The sequence below is a fragment of the Streptomyces sp. NPDC051310 genome (genome assembly GCF_044455245.1).
GTDB lineage: Bacteria > Actinomycetota > Actinomycetes > Streptomycetales > Streptomycetaceae > Streptomyces.
Map to the genome: position 1 here is coordinate 135,383 of NZ_JBITEO010000004.1, position 18,099 is coordinate 153,481.

Here is an 18,099-nt window from a genome sequence, read left to right on the forward strand (position 1 = left end):
CTCGACACCCAGCAGCTCCTTACAGTGCGTCGGGTCCGCGCTCGCCGGTGCGGACGCGGACGGCCGTGTCGACGGGGACGCTCCACACCTTGCCGTCACCGATCTTGCCGGTGCGGGCGGCCTTGACGATGACGTTGACGAGCTCTTCGGCGTCGCCGTCCTCGACCAGGACCTCGATGCGGATCTTGGGGACGAGGTCGACGGTGTACTCGGCGCCCCGGTAGACCTCGGTGTGGCCGCGCTGCCGCCCGTATCCGCTGGCTTCGGTGACCGTCAGTCCCTGGACCCCGAAGGCCTGGAGGGCCTCCTTGATCTCGTCGAGCCGGTGCGGCTTGACGACTGCGGTGATGAGCTTCATGCGTCCACCTTCTTGTTCTCCACCACGGGAAGGGCGTCGGTGAGGGTCCTGCGCGAACCGGCGCCGCCGCCGGCGCCGCTGAAGTCGTACGCCGTCTCGGCGTGCTCGACCTGGTCGATGCCGGCGACCTCCACATCCTCGCTGACCCGCATGCCCATCGCCTTGTCGATGACGAAGGCGAGCAGGGCGGAGACGACCAGGGAGTAGGCGAGGACCGCGAAGACACCGGTGGCCTGCTTGCCGAGCTGCTCCAGGCCGCCGCCGTAGAAGAGGCCCTTGGCCTCCGACTGGACTCCGCCGGTGGCGAAGAAGCCGACCAGCAGGGAGCCGATCACACCGCCCACGAGGTGGACGCCGATGACGTCGAGGGAATCGTCGTAGCCGAACTTGTACTTCAGGCCGACGGCCATGGCGCAGAGCAGACCGGCGATGGCGCCGATGGCGATCGCGCCGAGCGGCGAGCAGGAGCCGCCGGCCGGGGTGATGGCGACGAGACCGGCGACGGCACCGGAGGCGGCGCCGAGGGTGGTGAAGGCCCCGTGGCGGATCTTCTCGTACGCCAGCCAGGCGAGCATCGCGGCGGCGGTGGCGACCTGGGTGTTGACGAACATCACCGCGCCGACGCCGTCGTCGTTGCCGAGCCAGGAGCCGGCGTTGAAGCCGAACCAGCCGAACCACAGCAGACCGGCGCCGAGCATGACCAGCGGGAGGCTGTGCGGGCGCATCGGGTCCTTCTTGAAGCCGACGCGCTTGCCGATGACCAGGATGACGCCGAGGGCGGCGGCACCGGCGTTGATGTGGACCGCGGTGCCGCCCGCGAAGTCGATGACGCCCATCTCGAAGAGCCAGCCGCCGGTGCCCCAGACCCAGTGCGCGACGGGGAAGTAGACGACGGTGGCCCACAGGGTGATGAACAGCGCCCAGGCGGTGAACTTCACGCGGTCGGCGAGGGCGCCGCTGATCAGGGCGGGGGTGATGATCGCGAACATCAGCTGGAAGACGGCGAAGACGTACACCGGGACGGTGTAGCCGGGCCACAGCTCGGTGATCCCGATGCCGCTGAGGCCCACGTACTCGGACGACCACCCGATGAGCGAGCCGGAGTCGGTGCCGAAGGCGAGGCTGAAGCCGTAGAGCACCCACAGGATCGTGACGATCCCGAGGCTGATGAAGCTCATCATCAGCATGTTGAGGGTGGACTTGACGCGGACCATGCCTCCGTAGAAGAAGGCGAGGGCCGGCGTCATGAGCATCACCAGGGCGGAACAGATGAGCATGAACCCGGTGTTCGCGGCAGACAGCGTGGGTGCGTCTGCGGCAAGGGTCGTGATGCCTGGGGGCATCGGCGTCTCCTCGTCGTCGGTCGGCCTGTGCGGGGCGGAGCCGGTGCTGCGCCGGCTATGAGGGGTGGCCGGTTATGGGCCCGAGATTCGCGCAGCGCGGTTTCGGTCGATGCCGCACGATGTTTCGCCGCAGTGACGAAGAGGGCGGGTGTGTTACACCGCCATGAACCGCAGGGTCACGGGCGTGTAACGGGGGTACGCTCCGCGGGCGTCATGGGACCGGCCGCGACGGTCACCCTGTTGACCTGGCGTGAGGGAGCCGAGTCGGGCTGTACAGGGGTGACGGTCGCGGCCGGGGTCGTGGGGCCGCCCTCCTCAGACCGCTTCGGCGGTCTCGGGCAGCTGAGCGGTGAGGATGTCGGTGAGCCGGGCGACCTCCGGTACGTCCCCGAAGTCGCGGGCCGCCGTGTCGACGGTCTTGCGCAGCCGGGTGTTGACCCGCTCGGAGCGCACCCGCTTGGCGACGTGCAGGGCCTGTTCGGCGAGGATGGTGGACTGCTCGGGCTCGCGCTTGAGCAGGTGCACGGTGGCCATGCCGATGAGGTTCAGGGCGTACGAGCGCTGGTGCTCCTCGTCGTTGCGGAACAGCTCGACGGCGCGCCGCATCACCGGCTCGGCGAGCGAGGCGTACGTGGGGCTGCGGCCCGCCACGTAGGCGAGGTCGCGGTAGGAGTGGGCGTTCTCGCCGTTGAGCTCGGCCTCGGAGAAGAAGCGGATCCAGTCGGGCTCGGGCTCGCCGTCCAGTCCGGCGTCGGCGAAGGTGTCCTCGGCCATCCGCACGGCGCGCTTGCACTTGCTGGGCTGCCCCATGTTGGCGTACGCGCGGGCCTCCATCGCATACAGCATGGCCTGGGTGCGCGCGGTGGCGCAGTCGCGGCTGCCGTACTGGGCGAGGTGGATGAGCTCCAGGGCGTCGTCGGGCCGCCCGAGGTGGATCATCTGACGGCTCATGGAGGAGAGGATGTACGAGCCCAGCGGCTTGTCGCCGGCCTCCTTGGCGGCGTGCAGGGCGAGGACGAAGTACTTCTGGGCGGTGGGCTGCAGGCCGACGTCGTAGCTCATCCAGCCGGCCAGTTCGGCCAGTTCGGCCGCGCAGGCGAAGAGCCGGCGGGCGGTGGCGGGGGGCTGGGGTTCCTGGAGCAGGTCGGTGACCTCGTGGAGCTGGCCGACGACCGCCTTGCGGCGCAGCCCGCCGCCGCACTGGGCGTCCCACTGGCGGAACATGGCGGTGGTGGACTCCAGCAGGTCCAGCTCGGGCTTGGACAGCCGGGTGGGGCGGCGCAGGGCGGTGGGCTGCTCCGGCCGGCCGGTGTCGGCTGCCGGTGTCGGCACCAGCCAGCGCTGCATGGGCTCGATGAGCGCGGGACCGGCGGCCAGGGACAGGGAGGTGCCGAGGAAGCCGCGGCGGGCCAGCATGAGGTCACTGCGGGAGAACTCGCTGAGCAGGGCGACGGTCTGGGGTCCGGCCCAGGGCAGGTCGACACCGGACACCGAGGGTGACTGGTGCGCGGTGCGCAGGCCGAGGTCCTCGATGGCGACGACCGTGCCGAAGCGCTCGGAGAAGAGCTCGGAGAGGATGCGCGGGATGGGCTCGCGGGGCTGCTCGCCGTCGAGCCACCGCCGTACGCGGGAGGTGTCGGTGCTGATGTGGTGTGCGCCCATCTGGCGCGCCCGGCGGTTCACTTGACGCGCGAGTTCGCCCTTGGACCAGCCGCTGCGCACGAACCACGAGCTCAGTTGCTCGTTCGGGCGCTTGCCGGCATTCGTACCGTCTGCGCCGCTGCCGCCCACGGGAACGCCCCCATCCGCTGTCATCGCTGTTGCGCGAACCTTTACCAGAATGCCGTCGGCCGCGACCGTCCGTCCGGAGGATGCACTCGTCGGACACGGACCCGGCTTGCCTCCGGCATACCCGTGAGAACGGCCGCCACCCGAGGGTTCGTGCACCGAAAGTAATCCTACGATCACCCATCAGGCGAGGGCGTTCTCATAAACGCCACCATTCGCCACCCCTTCGGATGAACTCGGCCGCACCCAGGCGCGATTCACTTGACACACGACCGATCGGGGTCGGGCGGATCGTGGCACACGGCGGCGTGCGTGACGGCCCGCGCCACCCTTATTGCCTCCGCGCGCCGCCCGTCAGGGCATGGTGGCGACGGAGGGTCACGACAAGACTCCAGGTCGTAACCACCGGCGAGTTCCACCCGTTGGAGGGGGCATGGGCTTCACGATCGGCTCCACCCGCACCCGCACCCGTATCCGTGACATCCGGCGGCGCGGCACCCGTACCGCCGAGTGCACCGTGGTGGCGGAGTACACCGGCCTGTGGGGCTGGGACGTGGTCCCGGGCGCGCGCGCCGCCTCCGGCCGCTGCTCCTGCGGCGACCGCGCCTGCCCGGCCCCGGGCGCGCACCCGCTGGACTTCGCACCCGAGGTGCCGGCGGGTGCGACGCTCGACACGGTCACCGAGGCGTGGTCCCGGTTCCCGGGAGCCGCGCTGATGCTGCCGGTCGGGCGGACCTTCGACGTCCTGGAGGTCGCCGAGCCGGCGGGCCGCCGCGCGCTGGTGCGGATGGAGCGGATGGGGCTGCCGCTCGGGCCGGTGTGCGCCACCCCGACGGGCCGCGCGCAGTTCTTCGTGGCGCCCGGCGCAGCGGCCGAGCTGCCGCAGCTGCTGTACCGGATGGGCTGGGACGACGCGGACCTCGACCTGCAGTGCCTGGGCCCCGGCGCGTACATCACCGCCCCGCCCTCCGACCGCGCGGGGCGGGGGCCGGCCCGGTGGCTGCGCCCGCCGTCGCTCGACGCGGGGACGCCACCGCAGGCCCGTCTGCTGCTGGGCACGCTGGCGTACATCTGCCACCGCTCGGCGGCGTGATCCCGCGTTCCGCCGGTGCGCAACACGGACCGGACGGAACAGGACCGAACGGAACAGGGCCCGCCCCCGGTGGGGGCGGGCCCTGTCGCCGGGCGGGGAGGGGGTCAGTCGCCGATCAGGGCGTCGACGAAGGCTTCCGGCTCGAACGGGGCCAGGTCGTCCGGCCCCTCGCCGAGGCCGATCAGCTTCACCGGTACGCCCAACTCGCGCTGGACCGCGATCACGATGCCGCCCTTGGCCGTGCCGTCGAGCTTGGTCAGGACGATGCCGGTGATGTCGACGACCTCGGCGAAGACCCGGGCCTGGACCAGACCGTTCTGACCGGTCGTGGCGTCGAGGACCAGCAGGACCTCGTCCAGCGGGCCGTGCTTCTCCACGACGCGCTTGACCTTGCCGAGCTCGTCCATCAGGCCCGTCTTGGTGTGCAGCCGGCCGGCCGTGTCGATGAGGACGACGTCCGCGCCCTCGGCGATCCCTTCCTTGACCGCGTCGTACGCGACCGACGCCGGGTCGCCGTTCTCGGGGCCGCGGATCGTGCGGGCGCCCACGCGGTCGCCCCAGGTCTGCAGCTGGTCGGTGGCGGCGGCGCGGAAGGTGTCCGCCGCGCCGAGGACGACCGACTTGCCGTCGGCGACCAGCACGCGGGCGAGCTTGCCGGTCGTCGTGGTCTTGCCGGTGCCGTTGACGCCGACGACCATCACGATCCCCGGGGTGTCCAGGGCGCTCTCCGTGTGCACGGTGCGGTCGAGGTCGGTGCCGACGAGGGTGAGCAGCTCCTCGCGGAGCAGTGCCCGCAGCTCCTCGGGGGTCCGCGTCCCGAGGACCTTCACGCGCTCGCGCAGCCGCTCCACCAGCTCCTGGGTCGGCGTCACGCCGACGTCCGCGGTGAGCAGGGTGTCCTCGATCTCCTCCCAGGTGTCCTCGTCGAGGTGCTCCCGGGACAGGAGGTTGAGCAGGCCCTTGCCCAGGGTGTTCTGCGAGCGGGCGAGCCGGGCGCGCAGCCGGACCAGGCGGCCGGCGGTCGGCTCGGGGATCTCGATCTCGGGCGCGGGCGGCGCCGCGACGAGCGGGTCCTCGACGGCGGCGGGCGCTTCGAGCGCCTCCTCGGCCGTCGGGAGGTCCACCTCCTCGATGGTGCGGCGCGGTTCCTCCCGCGGGGTCTCCGCTTCCTCACCGACGTGCGGCTCGGCGGGCGGAGCGGTGATGGTCGGCGTGCTCGACGGCGCCTGCGGCGGCGGCAGCTGCTTCTTCTTGCGGCTGCTCACCACCAGGCCGCTGATCGCGCCGATCGCGACCAGAGCGATGACTACAGCAAGGATGAGGATGTCCATAACCCGTCCAGTATCCCCCAGGGGTGTAGGCCCCTATCTGAGCCTTTTGGGGGGAATGTGCGAGGCCGTGGCTCCCCCGCCACCCGTCCGGAGCCGGTCCCTGCCCGCGCCGGAAGGGGCGCGGCGGTGTCGAAAGGGAGAACGCGCGGAGGTTCCGAGGAACGAGGAACCGAGCACGATCGACCGTCGACACCGACAACAGGCGCCCCGGAGCCGAACCGAGCCCGAAAAACGGCACCCGGAGGCGCGAGGGAAACCCGGCGGCGCCGCGCCTGCCGGACGAAAACGTACTGCCCCGGCTCGGGCCGTCGGGGCCTGAGCCGGGGCAGTTCTCGTGCCCGAGGAGAGGGGCAGCGGGGTATTAGCCCATCTCCTCCAACGCCTTGCCCTTGGTTTCCTTCACGAACCGCAGTACGAAGGGGATGGAGAGCACGGCGAAGATCGTGTAGATGATGTACGTGCCGGACAGGTTCCAGTCCGCCAGGGACGGGAAGCTCGCGGTGATGGCCCAGTTGGCGATCCACTGCGCGGAGGCGGCGACGCCCAGGGCGGCGGCGCGGATGCGGTTGGGGAACATCTCGCCGAGGAAGACCCAGACCACCACGCCCCAGGAGAGGGCGAAGAAGAGGACGAACACGTGGGCGGCGATCAGGGCGACGACGCCCTGGGTCTCCGGCAGCTTGTCGTTGACCAGGTCGGCGGAGAAGGCCCACGCCTCGACGGCGAGGGCGAGCGCCATACCGGCGGAGCCGATCAGGGCGAGCGGCCGGCGGCCGATGCGGTCGACCAGGACCATCGCGATCACGGTACCGATGATGTTGATGATCGACGTGGTGAACGAGTAGAGGAACGAGCTCGCGGGGTCGATGCCGACGGACTGCCAGAGCGTCGCGGAGTAGTAGAACGCGACGTTGATGCCGACGAGCTGCTGGAAGACGGACAGGCCGATACCGATCCAGACGATGGGCAGGAAGCCGAAGCCCGAGCCGAGCAGGTCCTTGAAGGTGGACTTGTGCTCACGGCGCATGGCCGTCTCGATCTCGGTGATGCGCGCGTCCAGGTCGACGTTCTTGCCCTCGACCTCGGAGAGGACCTCGCGGGCCCGCTCCCTGCGGCCGACGGAGATCAGGAAGCGCGGGGACTCGGGGATGGCGAAGGAGAGCAGCCCGTACAGGACGGCCGGGACGACCATGACGCCGAGCATCCACTGCCAGGCCTCCAGGCCGCCGATCTCGCCGCGCTGCTGGCCGTCGGCGAGCTGGAGGATGCCGTAGTTGACCAGCTGCGAGACGGCGATGCCGATGACGATGGCCGCCTGCTGGAAGGAGGCCAGCCGGCCGCGGTACGCGGGCGGCGACACCTCGGCGATGTAGGCGGGGCCGATCACGGACGCCATGCCGATGGCGAAGCCGCCGACGATGCGCCAGAAGGCGAGGTCCCACAGCGCGAACGGGAGGGCGGAGCCCACGGCGCTGACCGTGAAGAGGACCGCGGCGATCTGCATGCAGCGGATGCGGCCGATGCGGTCGGCGATCCGGCCCGCGGTGGCGGCACCGATGGCACAGCCGATGAGCGCGATCGCGATGACCTGGGCCAGGGTCCCGGAGCCGATGTCGTACCGGTCCCGGATGGCCTCGACGGCGCCGTTGATGACGGAGCTGTCGTAGCCGAAGAGGAAGCCGCCCATCGCGGCTGCGGCCGTGATGAAGATGACATGGCCGAGGTGGTCGGGATGGGCCTCGCGGGCTCCCGACGCAGGGGGCTGCGCGGTGCTGGTCACGTGAACTCCTGGGCCCGGCAGCGTCGCCGAGCATGGGGGGCGAGCCCTTCCAGTGGCGCACAACTTCACGCCGCCCACCACTTGAAGGTAAAAGCAACGTTGCAGAGACTATGCCTTCAAGTTTCGAAGTCAAGAGTTTGCAGCTTATGAGTTTCAGCAGTCGGCGTGTCGACTTGCGTTCACAACTTGAAGGCACTGTGAAGCGGCCCGCTCCCGGAGGTCAGCGCAGGCGCTGGCTGATGACCTTGGACACGCCGTCACCCTGCATGGACACGCCGTAGAGGGCGTCGGCGACCTCCATGGTCCGCTTCTGGTGGGTGATCACGATCAGCTGGGAGCTCTCCTGGAGCTCCTGCATGATCCGGATCAGCCGCTGGAGGTTGGTGTCGTCCAGCGCCGCCTCGACCTCGTCCATCACGTAGAACGGGCTGGGGCGGGCCTTGAAGATCGACACCAGCAGCGCCACGGCCGTCAGGGACCGCTCCCCGCCGGACAGCAGCGACAGCCGCTTGACCTTCTTGCCGGGCGGGCGGGCCTCGACGTCCACGCCCGTGGCGAGCATGTTGTCGGGGTCGGTCAGGACCAGGCGCCCCTCGCCGCCGGGGAAGAGGCGGGAGAAGACACCCTCGAACTCGCGCGCCGTGTCGCGGTACGCCTCCGTGAAGACCTGTTCGACGCGTTCGTCCACCTCCCTCACCACCTGAAGAAGGTCGGCACGCGTCTTCTTCAGATCCTCCAGCTGCTCCGACAGGAACTGGTGGCGCTCCTCCAGCGCGGCGAACTCCTCCAGCGCCAGCGGATTCACCTTCCCGAGCTGCTGGTACGCCCGTTCGGCCGTCCTCAGCCGCTTTTCCTGTTCCGCGCGGACGAAACGCCGCGGCCGGTCGCCGGGGTGGCCGGGCTCCTCCGGCCGCGCGGCGGGGCCGGAGGAGTCACCGCCCTCGTCCTCGGCGGGCGGGGACGGCGGTACCGGCTGGTCGGGCCCGTACTCGGCGACGAGGACGGCCGGCTCCACCCCCAGCTCCTCCAGGGCCCTGGTCTCCAACTGCTCGATCCGCAGCCGCTTCTCGGCACCGAGCACCTCGCCCCGGTGGACCGAATCCGTGAGCTTGTCCAGTTCGCCCTTCAGCTCCCGGCCCCGGACGCGGGCCGCCGCCAGCTCCTGTTCCCGCGCCGCCTTCGCGGCCTCGGCGGCGGCCCGCTCCTGCTCGGCCCGCACGAGGGAGACCTCGACGTGCGCGAGGAGCTGGCGCGCGCCGGAGGCGACGGCCGCCGCGACCTCGGCCTCGTGGCGCAGCCGGGCGCGGCGCTGTTCCGCACGCGCACGGGCCTCGCGTTCGGCGCGCGCGGCCCGGTCGAGCCCGTCGGCCCGGCCGGCCAGGCCCTTGACCCGCTCCTCGTGGGTACGGACCTGGAGCCGGGCCTCCATCTCCGTCTGGCGGGCGTTGGCGCCGTCGGCGGCGAGCCGGTCGCGCACGGAGGTGTCGGGCTCCTCCTCGGCCGGCGCCTCCTCGGCGACCAGCAGCCGCTCGGCCAGCTCCTCGGCCTCCTCGGTGGCCCGCTCCAGCGCCTCCTGCGCACGGGCGGCGGCCGCGGCGGTGCGCTCGGCCTCGCCGGCGGCGCCCCTCGCCTGCCCGGCGAGGCGGCCGAGCGCCTGCGCGACCTGGGACTTCTCCCGGTCGGCGGCGCGGCGCCGCTCGCCCAGCTCCTCCACGCGCGCCGCGCACAGGCGGCGCCGCTCGGCCGCCTCGTGCTGCGCGGCGGCGAGCCCGTCGCAGCGGACGGCCAGTTCGGCGAGCTCGGCGGCGGCCTCGTCCACGGAGGCCTGGACCTCCAGCAGGCTGGGCGCCCCGGCGGAGCCGCCGTGCGCGAAGTGCGCGCCCAGGACGTCCCCCTCGGCGGTGACGGCCACCGTGTCGGGGCGGGCGGCCACCAGGTCCTCGGCGTCCTCCAGGGTCCCGACGACGACCATGCCCCCGACGAGCCGGCGCACGGCGGCGACCAGTGCCTCGGGCCCCTGTACGAGCCCGGCGACAGCGGGCGGTTCGCTCGTGCCACCGCCCGGCTGCGCGAGGGCGGGCGGCTCGCTCGGAGCGCCGCCACCGGGGAGCGCGCCGGGCGGCTCCCCCGCGGCACCCGGGAGGCGGGTTGCGACGCTCTCGCCGCCGACCAGCAGCGCCGCGCGGCCCGCGTCCTGCTTGCGCAGGAGGCGGATCGCGTCGGCGGCCGTCGCGGGGTCGCGGACCGCGAGCGCGTCGGCCGCGGCGCCCAGGGCGGCGGCGACCGGAACCTCGTACCCGGGCGTGACGGTGAGGAGCTCGGCGGCCGGGCCGAGCAGCCCCGCGAGACGGTCGGCCGCGCCCAGCAGCGCGCCCGAGCCGTCCTTGCGGCGCAGGCCGAGCGCGAGGGCGTCGTGACGGGCCTGGGTGGCCGCGCGCTTGCGCTCCGCCGCGGTGAGCGCCTCCCGCGCGGCGGTCAGCGCGGCCTCCGCACCGGCGAGCTCCGCCCGGGCGGTCTCGTGCTGCCCGGCGAGCTCGGTGTCGTCCGCCTCCAGCCCGTCGACCTCCGCCTGGAGCGTCTCGTACTCCGCCTGCGCGGCGGCCGCCCGCTCACGCGCCTCGTCGCGGGCGGCGGCCAGCCGGCCGATCTCGGCCTGCGCGGCGGCGGCACGCGACCGGGCGGCGCCCACCTGCCCGGACAACCGGGCCAGCCCCTCGCGGCGGTCGGCGATCGCCCGTGCCGCGTCCTTCAGCCGCCGCTCCTCCGCCGCCAGCCGGCGCTCCAGCTCGGCGCGGTGCGCGACGGTGTCCTCCAGGGCCCGCTGGGCCGCCTCCAGAGCGGCCTCCAGCTCCGCCTCCTGCTCCCGGATGCGGGCCGCCTCGCGCTCCATGTCCTCGGGGTCGCGGCCCCGGCGCTCCTCCACCGGCGGCGCGGTGGCGCTCTTCACCCGGGCGTCGGCCAGCGAGACCGTGCCGCGCACCCGCTCGGCCAGCTGCGACAGCTCGTACCAGGTCTGCTGGGCGCGCTGCAGCCGCGGTGCGAGGCGCCGCACCTCGTCCTCCAGCTCCGCCTCGCGCCCGAGCGCCGCCTTCAGCTCGGCCTCCGCGTGTTCCTTGCGCTGCTTCAGGGCCGCCTCGTCCGCGACCTCCGCCCGCAGCGCCTCCCGCAGGCGTACGAGGTCGTCGGCGAGCAGCCGCAGCCGGGCGTCGCGCAGGTCGGCCTGGATGACGGCGGCGCGGCGGGCCACCGCGGCCTGCCGCCCGAGCGGCTTGAGCTGCCGCCGCAGCTCGTCGGTGAGGTCCTGCACGCGCGCGAGGTTGGCCTGCATGGCGTCGAGCTTCCGCAGCGCCTTCTCCTTGCGCTTGCGGTGCTTCAGGACGCCCGCGGCCTCCTCGATGAAGGCCCTGCGGCCCATGGGGTCGGCGTGCAGGACGGAGTCGAGCTGCCCCTGCCCGACGATGACGTGCATCTCCCGGCCGATGCCGGAGTCGCTGAGCAGGTCCTGGATGTCCAGCAGCCGGCAGGTGTCGCCGTTGATCTGGTATTCGCTGCTGCCGCCGCGGAACATGATCCGCGTAATGGTGACCTCGGCGTAGTCGATGGGCAGGGCACCGTCGGAATTGTCGATCGTGAGGGAGACCTCGGCGCGGCCGAGCGGCGGCCGTCCGGTCGTCCCGGCGAAGATGACGTCCTCCATCTTGCCGCCGCGCAGGGATTTGGCTCCCTGTTCCCCCATGACCCAGGAAAGGGCGTCCACCACATTGGACTTGCCCGAGCCGTTCGGTCCCACGACGCACGTGATCCCCGGTTCGAACCGCAAGGTGGTGGCGGAGGCGAACGACTTGAAACCGCGGAGGGTCAGGGCCTTGAGGTGCACGCCCCGGGACTCTACCCGGCGCCTCTCGTTTGGCCCATGACCATGAAGGGCAGATCAGACGTGAGGAGAGGGGATACGGCAGGTGAACAAGGGGGAGAAAAGAAAGAAGGGACGCCGTAGCGTCCCTTGCATATCTCGCGAGAGTGTTTCTCACCTGCCCGATGGGGGCTGAGGTCAGGTGAGCGCAGGCTCCGCCTTGGATACGTCGATGTCGATGCCGTCGAGCAGCGACTCGCCGTGTGCGGCAGCTGCGTTCAGCGCGTCGTTCTCGGACTGGATCCGTACGAGCTCGGATTCCAGGTCCTGTACGCGCTGCTGAAGCCGCCGCATCTCGGCGAGAAGTCGCGGGTCGGTACCGCCGACATAACCGAGAAGCGCCTTTGCCATGACTGATGGTCCTCCACACTGAGTGACCGACCGAAGCGGTGTGGGTCGTGAGGGTTCGCACCCGCGGTGCTCGGCAGCATTGCTTGGTGCCGCTGCGGTTCCTACTGCCAAACAGCTAAGGTGCGCGGGGCTTCCAGAGTCTCACCAAAAAGTTTGACGGTCAACACGATCACGCCCGTCATCGTGGGGCATCCGGGGGGTCTGCGGCCGCGGATGGTGCGGCGGCGCCTCGCGCGCGGTGCCCACAGGGGCGTGTCGATCAATTACCGCGCAGCCTGGCACGAGACCTCCGCTCTTGGCAACCACCCGTCCGAATTCGCCGTACGCAGCGACGATGGCCGGAGCGGGCCGTCCGGCCGGCTGCCGTCACACCGGCTTCCGAGGAGGAGCGAGCCCGTTCCTCAGCGGACGTCGAATCCGTCGTAACCGCCGCGGGGCGTGTCCCAGATCTCAGTGACTCCGTCGACGCGACCGGGTGTGTCGCCGGAGCGCAGCCATTCCAATAGACGGTGGCAATTGTCACTCGGCCCTTCGGCCACCACCTGCACCCTGCCGTCCTCCAGATTGAGGGCGAATCCGGTGAGGTCGCCGATCTCCAGAGCATTTGCCCTGGTGAACCAGCGGAAGCCCACTCCCTGTACTCGGCCGCGTACCCAGGCGGTGAGCCGTGCGTGATCGTTCATGGCTGCACGCTAACCGGCACATTGCTCTTCCGGCACTTCCTCCCCACCCGTCATGGCGTACAGTCCCGACGCAATGAGCCTCACTCATTCGGGTGAGTCGCACCGAGTCGGCAGGAAAGGGGCGGAGCAGATGGGACGCCACCGGAAGAAGCGGGCCGCGGTCCCGGTACGCACCGGCCTGCTCGGCGCCTCCGCGGCGATGGCGGTGGGCGCCGTCGCCGTCGCCTCCGGTCTGCTGCCCGGCGGCGACACCTACAAGGTGGGCGGCGGCCCCTCCGGCGAGCAGATACGCACCGGGGTGCCCGAGCTGCAGACCCAGGGCGAGGCGAGCGCCACGCCGACCGGGCGCGCGTCGGTCTCCCCGAGCCGGAGCGCCGAGCGGACGCAGGCGCCGTCGAGGACGCCCTCCGCGAAGCCCTCGCCGACGGCCGCGAAGCCGTCCTCCACGCCGGCGAAGACCAAGACCAAGACCAGGACCGAGGCGCCGGGGCCGGCGAAGACGCAGGCCCGGCCCAGCAGCGCGACCCCCTCCCGTACGTCCGCCGCGCCCACGCCCCGGCGGACGGTGGAGCAGCCCCCCTCCGCGTCGCGGCTCGCCGGCAAGGAGGCGACCGCCGAGGCCGCCGTGGTCAGCCTGGTGAACGCCGAGCGCGCCAAGGTCGGCTGCAGCCCGGTCCGTCCCGACGCCGGCCTGGCGTCGCTGGCCGGGGCGTTCAGCGCGGACATGGCCGCGCGGAACTTCTTCGCGCACACCGACCCCGACGGGGACTCCCCCTGGGACCGTGCCGCGCAGGCCGGTGTGCCGAATCTGAGCGCCGAGAACATCGCCCGCGGGCAGGCCGACGCCCAGGCCGTCATGGACTCCTGGATGAACAGTGACGGCCACCGCGCGAACATCCTCAACTGCGACTACACCAAGCTCGGCGTCGGCGTGCACTTCGCCGACGGCGGTCCGTGGTGGACCCAGGACTTCGGTTTCTGAGCAGGCCTCCGGGCCCGGCCGGGGCGGCAGTACGCTGACGGACATGGACGACGACCGCGCGGGCGACGACCGGCCGGCCCCCGGGGACGGCCGCCCGGCGTTCGACGTGTTCTCCCGGCTGTGCCCCTCGCGCGGCACCCTGGAGCACGTCACGGGCCGCTGGGGCGGTCTCACCCTCGGCGCGCTGTACGAGGGCCGCTTGCGCTTCAGCGAGCTGCGGCGCCGGGTGGACGGGGTGAGCGAGAAGATGCTTTCGCAGACGCTGCACGCCCTGGAGCGCGACGGACTGGTGCGCCGCGAGGCCCGGCCGGTCACTCCCCCGCACGTGGACTACGAGCTGACGCCGCTCGGACGGGCCGTGGCCGAGCGGCTCCTCGGCCTGATCGAGCTGGTCGAGGGCCGGATGCCGGAGGTCGTGGCCGCCCGCGCGCGTTACGACGCGGAGCGCTCCGGCCCCACCCGCGGCGGGCGCTGACAGCGCGGGCAGAAGTAGCTGGAGCGGTTCATCCAGGGGCGGCGGCGCATCGGGGTGCCGCAGCGCCGGCAGGGCTCGCCCTCGCGGCCGTACGCGTCCAGGGAGCGGTCGAAGTAGCCGGACTCGCCGTTGACGTTGACGTACAGGCTGTCGAAGCTGGTGCCGCCGACGGCGAGCGCGGCCGTCATCACATCCCGTACGTGGCCGAGGAGCTCGGCCGAGCGGGGGCGGGTGAGGGTGGCGGTGGGGCGGTCGTAGTGGAGCCGGGAGCGCCACAGCGCCTCGTCCGCGTAGATGTTGCCGACGCCGCTGATGAGGGACTGGTCGAGCAGCGCCCGCTTGACGGTGGTGCGGCGCAGGCGCAGCGCGGTGTGGAAGGCCGCGTCGTCGAAGGCGGGGTCGAGCGGGTCGCGGGCGATGTGGGCGATGGCCAGGGGCAGGCCGTCGGGGGTGTTCTCGTGGAGCGAGAGCCCGCCGAAGGTGCGCTGGTCGACGAAGCGCAGTTCGGTGCCCAGGTCGTCGGCGAACCGGATGCGGATCCGCAGGTGCTTCTCGTCGGGGGCGTCCTCGGGCTGGACGAGCAGTTGCCCGCTCATGCCGAGGTGTCCGAGCACGGACGTCCCGGAGTCCTCCAGCGGCAGCCACAGGTACTTCCCGCGCCGCTGCGCGACGCCGAGGCGCTGTCCCCGCAGGCGCGCCGCGAAGTCCTCGCCGCCCGCCAGGTGCCGCCGTACCGCGCGGGGGTGCAGCACCCGCACGTCCCGGACGGTCCGGCCGCCGACCCAGCGCTCCAGGCCGCGCCGGACGACTTCGACCTCGGGCAGCTCGGGCACCGGGACTCCTCCACACGGAAAAAAGGGGGCTGGACGGGGAAAACCCCGCCGCACCGGCCTGCGCCCGGGGGCGCGGGAGGAGCGACGGGGTGGAAGCGTCAGCGCTTCAGGCCGAGGCGGAGTCCGCCGCGGTCCGAGGGGCTTCGGGGACCGAAGAGGTGTCGGCGGCCTCTTCGGATCCGGTGTCCGAGCCCGCGCCTGCGGGCGCGCCGGATTCGGCCGCGGCCTTCGCCGCCGCCTCCCGCTCGTCCGCGGCGGCCCGGATGGCCCGCCAGGCGGACTCCGCCGCCTGCTGTTCCGCTTCCTTCTTGCTGCGGCCGGTGCCGGTGCCGTACGAGACACCACCGACGCGGGCGGCAGCAGTGAAGGTCTTCTCGTGGTCCGGTCCGGTCTCGGTGACCAGGTACTCCGGAACGCCGAGGCCTTCGGCGGCGGTGAGCTCCTGGAGGCTGGTCTTCCAGTCCAGGCCGGCGCCGAGGTTCGAGGACTTCTCGATCAGCGGGTCGAAGAGCCGGTGCACCAGCTCGGACGCCGCTTCGAGGCCCTGGTCGAGATAGACCGCGCCGATCACCGCTTCCAGGGTGTCGGCGAGGATGGACGCCTTGTCCCGGCCGCCGGTGCCCTCTTCGCCCCGGCCGAGCCGGATGAAGGAGCCCAGGTCGAGGCCGCGGCCGACCTCCGCCAGTGCGCGCGAGTTGACCACCGCGGCCCGCAGCTTGGCCAGCTGGCCTTCGGGCAGGTCGGGGTGGGTGCGGTACAGCGTGTCCGTGACCACCAGGCCGAGCACGGAGTCCCCGAGGAACTCCAGGCGCTCGTTGGTGGGCAGGCCGCCGTTCTCGTACGCGTAGGAGCGGTGGGTCAGCGCACGCACCAGAAGGGCGGACTCGAGCTTGTACCCGAGCCGCCCTTCCAGAAGCGTGTGGGACGAGGCCGTGTTCTCCGCCTGCTTCTTGGCGTCATCCGCCGTTTTGGAGCTAGACACGGTGCCTCTCACCAGCCCGCTCAGACCGAGAGGACCTGGCGCTTGTTGTACGTGCCGCAGCTGGGGCACGCGATGTGCTGCTGCTTCGGCTCCTGGCAACGCTCACACGAAACCAGGGTGGGGACCGCAGCCTTCCACTGCGACCGGCGGTGGCGCGTGTTGCTGCGCGACATCTTCCGCTTCGGAACAGCCACGGCTACTTCTCCTGCTTCTCGTCGACGCCCGCTTCGGCGCCGCTCATGTTGTCCTTCTCCCCGGTCCCGAGTGAACCGGCGAGTCCCTGCAGTGCCGCCCAACGGATGTCGACGGCGTCGTGGTGGTGGTCCGGGTCGTCGTTCAGGTTGGCGCCGCATTCGGCGCACAGCCCTGCACAGTCCTCCCGGCACACCGGCTGCATCGGCAGTGCGAGCACCACCGCATCACGCAGCACGGGCTCGAGGTCGAACATGCCGTCCTCGAGGGGGGTCATGTCCTCGTCGTCCTCGGCATCGTCGTCCGCGGCCGCCTTGCGGTGGCCCCGGTCGTCGGTGTCGGGGTACGAGAACATCTCCTGGAAGTCCGCCGCGACATCCTGGCGCAGCGGCTCCAGACACCTTACGCACTCCCCCTCGGCCGACGCACGGGCGGTGCCCGTGACGAGCACCCCTTCCATGACCGACTCGAGGCGGAGCTCCAGCTCGACGGGCGAGCCCTGCGGTACGCCGATGACTCCGTCGATGCCGAGGTCCGCGGGGGCCTCGACCGTGCGGGAGAGCCGCTGGAGGGCACCGGGACGCCGGCCCAGCTCGTGCGTGTCGAACACGAGGGGGTTGCGGTGGTCGAGGCGCGTACTCAGGGCTCTTCCTGCTTTCGAAAATCGTCTGGAGGGCGGCCCGGCATCGGAACGGAGCCGACGCGGGCACGCAGGATCGCGGACGTACTCGCGACCGAAGAGCCAGGATACTGGACGCTTCGCTCACAGCCCAATCCGGGGCGGCCGGGGGGCGTGCGGCCCGGCCTGCTCAGCGGCCCTGCTCGTACCGGCGCAGCTGTTCCATGTCGATCATGGAGGTGTCGAAGAAGCTGGTCTCGTCGAGGGCGGCGGGCTGCTGCCCGTGCGGGTGCTGCGGCGGGACGGGGGGCTGGGGCGGCATCTGCTGCTGCCCGTACCCGTACGGGTCGGCGTAGCCGCCCTGGTCGTAGCCCTGCGGCGGGTAGGCGGCGTAGGGGTCCTGGCCCCCGTAGCCCCCGGCATGGGCGCCACCGCCCGTGTAGGCGTCCTGCGCGACACCCTGGGGCTGGTACGCGTACGGGTCGGGCTGCGGGGCGGGGGCGGGCGGTACGGGCGGTACGGGGGCCGCCACGGGCTGCTGCGCGGGCGCCGGGTCGGCCAGCTCGGCGAGGCCGGCGAGGTAGTCCGCGTCGCTGGTGTGGCGCTGCTGCGGGAGGCCGGCCGCGTCCTGGGCCGCCATGTGGGCGCCCAGCTCGTCGGTGGCGATGCGGCCGTGGAGCTTCTGCCGGCCGCGGCCGACCGCCTCCAGGGTCTTGGACAGGACCGCCTCGAAGGCGCTGATCTTTGCGTCGACGTACTCGTCGGCGCGCCGGATCAGGGTCTGCGGGTCGGAGCTGTACTCGGGGGCGTCCTCTTCGGCGTAGCCCTGCTCGTCCAGGCCGGGGCCGCGGCCGAGGAGCTTCTCGCGGCCGCGGTCGACGGAGCCGATGGTCTTGGTGAGGACGACCTCGAAGTTGGCGAGCTTGGAGTCGACGTAGTCGTCGGCCTCGGCGCGGATCTCCTCGGCGTCCCGGCGGGCCTCGGCGAGGATGCGGTCCGCCTCCTCCTGGGACCGGCGGGCGATCTCGGTGTCGGAGATCAGCGCGCCGCGCTCGGAGTGGGCGGCCTCGATGATCCGTTCCGCTTCGGCGCGGGCCTGCTCGACCAGCTGCTCACGGCCGCCGATCAGCTCCTGGGCCTGGGCCAGGGAGCCGGGCAGGGCCTGGCGCACCTCTTCGAGCATCGCGAGCAGCTCGGCGCGGTTGACCACGCAGGAGGCCGACATGGGCATGGAACGGGCGTTCCTGACCGCCTCGACGATGTCGTCGAGCTTCTTCTGCACGTCCACCGTGTGCTCGCCACTCTCTACAGCCGGGTTGGAGACGGACGGGTCGACTGTACGGCCAGTCGGCGCGGTCCCGACAGCGGGTGACGGT

At 72.0% G+C, this 18,099-nt stretch carries 16 protein-coding genes; 3 read left to right on the forward strand and 13 right to left on the reverse strand.

All coding sequences use genetic code 11. The features are described 5' to 3' along the window. Positions 1–19 precede the first annotated feature (19 nt). From ACIA79_RS07655 to ACIA79_RS07665, 3 genes are all read right to left on the reverse strand, one after another. A complete protein-coding gene (locus ACIA79_RS07655; protein ID WP_031074677.1) occupies positions 20–358 on the reverse strand; it encodes a P-II family nitrogen regulator in 339 nt (112 codons plus the stop codon). Beyond that, positions 355–1,701, reverse strand: a complete 1,347-nt coding sequence (locus tag ACIA79_RS07660) for an ammonium transporter (protein WP_399427240.1) — start codon at positions 1,699–1,701, stop codon at positions 355–357. Before ACIA79_RS07660 ends, ACIA79_RS07655 begins: the two co-directional genes overlap by 4 nt. A 315-nt stretch (positions 1,702–2,016) precedes the next feature. Next, positions 2,017–3,492 carry a hypothetical protein gene (locus ACIA79_RS07665; RefSeq protein ID WP_399427488.1) on the reverse strand — a complete coding sequence of 492 codons (1,476 nt, stop codon included), beginning with the start codon at positions 3,490–3,492 and terminating at the stop codon, positions 2,017–2,019. A gap of 430 nt (positions 3,493–3,922) precedes the next feature. Here ACIA79_RS07665 and ACIA79_RS07670 point away from each other — a divergent pair, with 430 nt between their 5' ends. Further along, complete coding sequence (locus ACIA79_RS07670; protein ID WP_399427241.1) at positions 3,923–4,582, forward strand: bifunctional DNA primase/polymerase; 660 nt, start codon at positions 3,923–3,925, stop codon at positions 4,580–4,582. A gap of 104 nt (positions 4,583–4,686) precedes the next feature. Here ACIA79_RS07670 and ftsY read toward each other — a convergent pair whose 3' ends face one another. The 5 genes from ftsY to ACIA79_RS07695 all read right to left on the reverse strand — a co-directional run bounded on the left by ftsY (position 4,687) and on the right by ACIA79_RS07695 (position 12,640). Further along, positions 4,687–5,913 (reverse strand): signal recognition particle-docking protein FtsY, encoded by a 1,227-nt coding sequence (gene ftsY / locus ACIA79_RS07675; protein WP_399427243.1) that lies wholly within the window; start codon positions 5,911–5,913, stop codon positions 4,687–4,689. Between the two features lie 361 nt (positions 5,914–6,274). Continuing rightward, a complete protein-coding gene (locus tag ACIA79_RS07680; RefSeq protein WP_399427244.1) occupies positions 6,275–7,693 on the reverse strand; it encodes a sugar porter family MFS transporter in 1,419 nt (472 codons plus the stop codon). 220 nt (positions 7,694–7,913) lie between these two features. Beyond that, positions 7,914–11,570, reverse strand: coding sequence for a chromosome segregation protein SMC (gene smc / locus ACIA79_RS07685; protein ID WP_399427245.1), 3,657 nt, complete (start codon positions 11,568–11,570; stop codon positions 7,914–7,916). A gap of 174 nt (positions 11,571–11,744) precedes the next feature. Further along, the gene (locus ACIA79_RS07690; protein ID WP_031074664.1) at positions 11,745–11,957 is read right to left on the reverse strand and encodes a hypothetical protein; all 213 of its coding nucleotides are present in this window, start codon (positions 11,955–11,957) and stop codon (positions 11,745–11,747) included. A 401-nt stretch (positions 11,958–12,358) separates the two neighbouring features. Beyond that, positions 12,359–12,640 (reverse strand): acylphosphatase, encoded by a 282-nt coding sequence (locus tag ACIA79_RS07695; protein ID WP_399427246.1) that lies wholly within the window; start codon positions 12,638–12,640, stop codon positions 12,359–12,361. A gap of 130 nt (positions 12,641–12,770) precedes the next feature. On the opposite strand from ACIA79_RS07695, the gene ACIA79_RS07700 reads away from it, so the two are divergent. Beyond that, a complete protein-coding gene (locus ACIA79_RS07700) occupies positions 12,771–13,622 on the forward strand; it encodes a CAP domain-containing protein (RefSeq protein WP_399427247.1) in 852 nt (283 codons plus the stop codon). A 43-nt stretch (positions 13,623–13,665) separates the two neighbouring features. Then, on the forward strand, positions 13,666–14,097 hold the full coding sequence (locus ACIA79_RS07705) for a winged helix-turn-helix transcriptional regulator (protein ID WP_399427248.1): 432 nt from the start codon (positions 13,666–13,668) through the stop codon (positions 14,095–14,097). Here ACIA79_RS07705 and mutM read toward each other — a convergent pair. The 5 genes from mutM to ACIA79_RS07730 all read right to left on the reverse strand — a co-directional run bounded on the left by mutM (position 14,055) and on the right by ACIA79_RS07730 (position 18,011). Further along, positions 14,055–14,930 (reverse strand): bifunctional DNA-formamidopyrimidine glycosylase/DNA-(apurinic or apyrimidinic site) lyase, encoded by an 876-nt coding sequence (mutM, locus tag ACIA79_RS07710; protein ID WP_399427249.1) that lies wholly within the window; start codon positions 14,928–14,930, stop codon positions 14,055–14,057. The two genes, ACIA79_RS07705 and mutM, sit on opposite strands and share 43 nt — an antisense overlap. Before the next feature lie 106 nt (positions 14,931–15,036). Continuing rightward, entirely contained in the window at positions 15,037–15,912 is an 876-nt protein-coding gene (gene rnc / locus ACIA79_RS07715; RefSeq protein WP_399427250.1) for a ribonuclease III, read from the reverse strand. Positions 15,913–15,932: 20 nt separating this feature from the next. Continuing rightward, positions 15,933–16,106, reverse strand: a complete 174-nt coding sequence (gene rpmF / locus ACIA79_RS07720) for a 50S ribosomal protein L32 (RefSeq protein WP_030496967.1) — start codon at positions 16,104–16,106, stop codon at positions 15,933–15,935. 2 nt (positions 16,107–16,108) lie between these two features. After that, complete coding sequence (locus ACIA79_RS07725) at positions 16,109–16,714, reverse strand: YceD family protein (protein ID WP_399427251.1); 606 nt, start codon at positions 16,712–16,714, stop codon at positions 16,109–16,111. 199 nt (positions 16,715–16,913) lie between these two features. Further along, positions 16,914–18,011: an ATP synthase F0 subunit B gene (locus ACIA79_RS07730; protein ID WP_399427252.1), complete on the reverse strand. Its 1,098-nt coding sequence runs from the start codon at positions 18,009–18,011 to the stop codon at positions 16,914–16,916. Between the last annotated feature and the right edge of the window lie 88 nt (positions 18,012–18,099).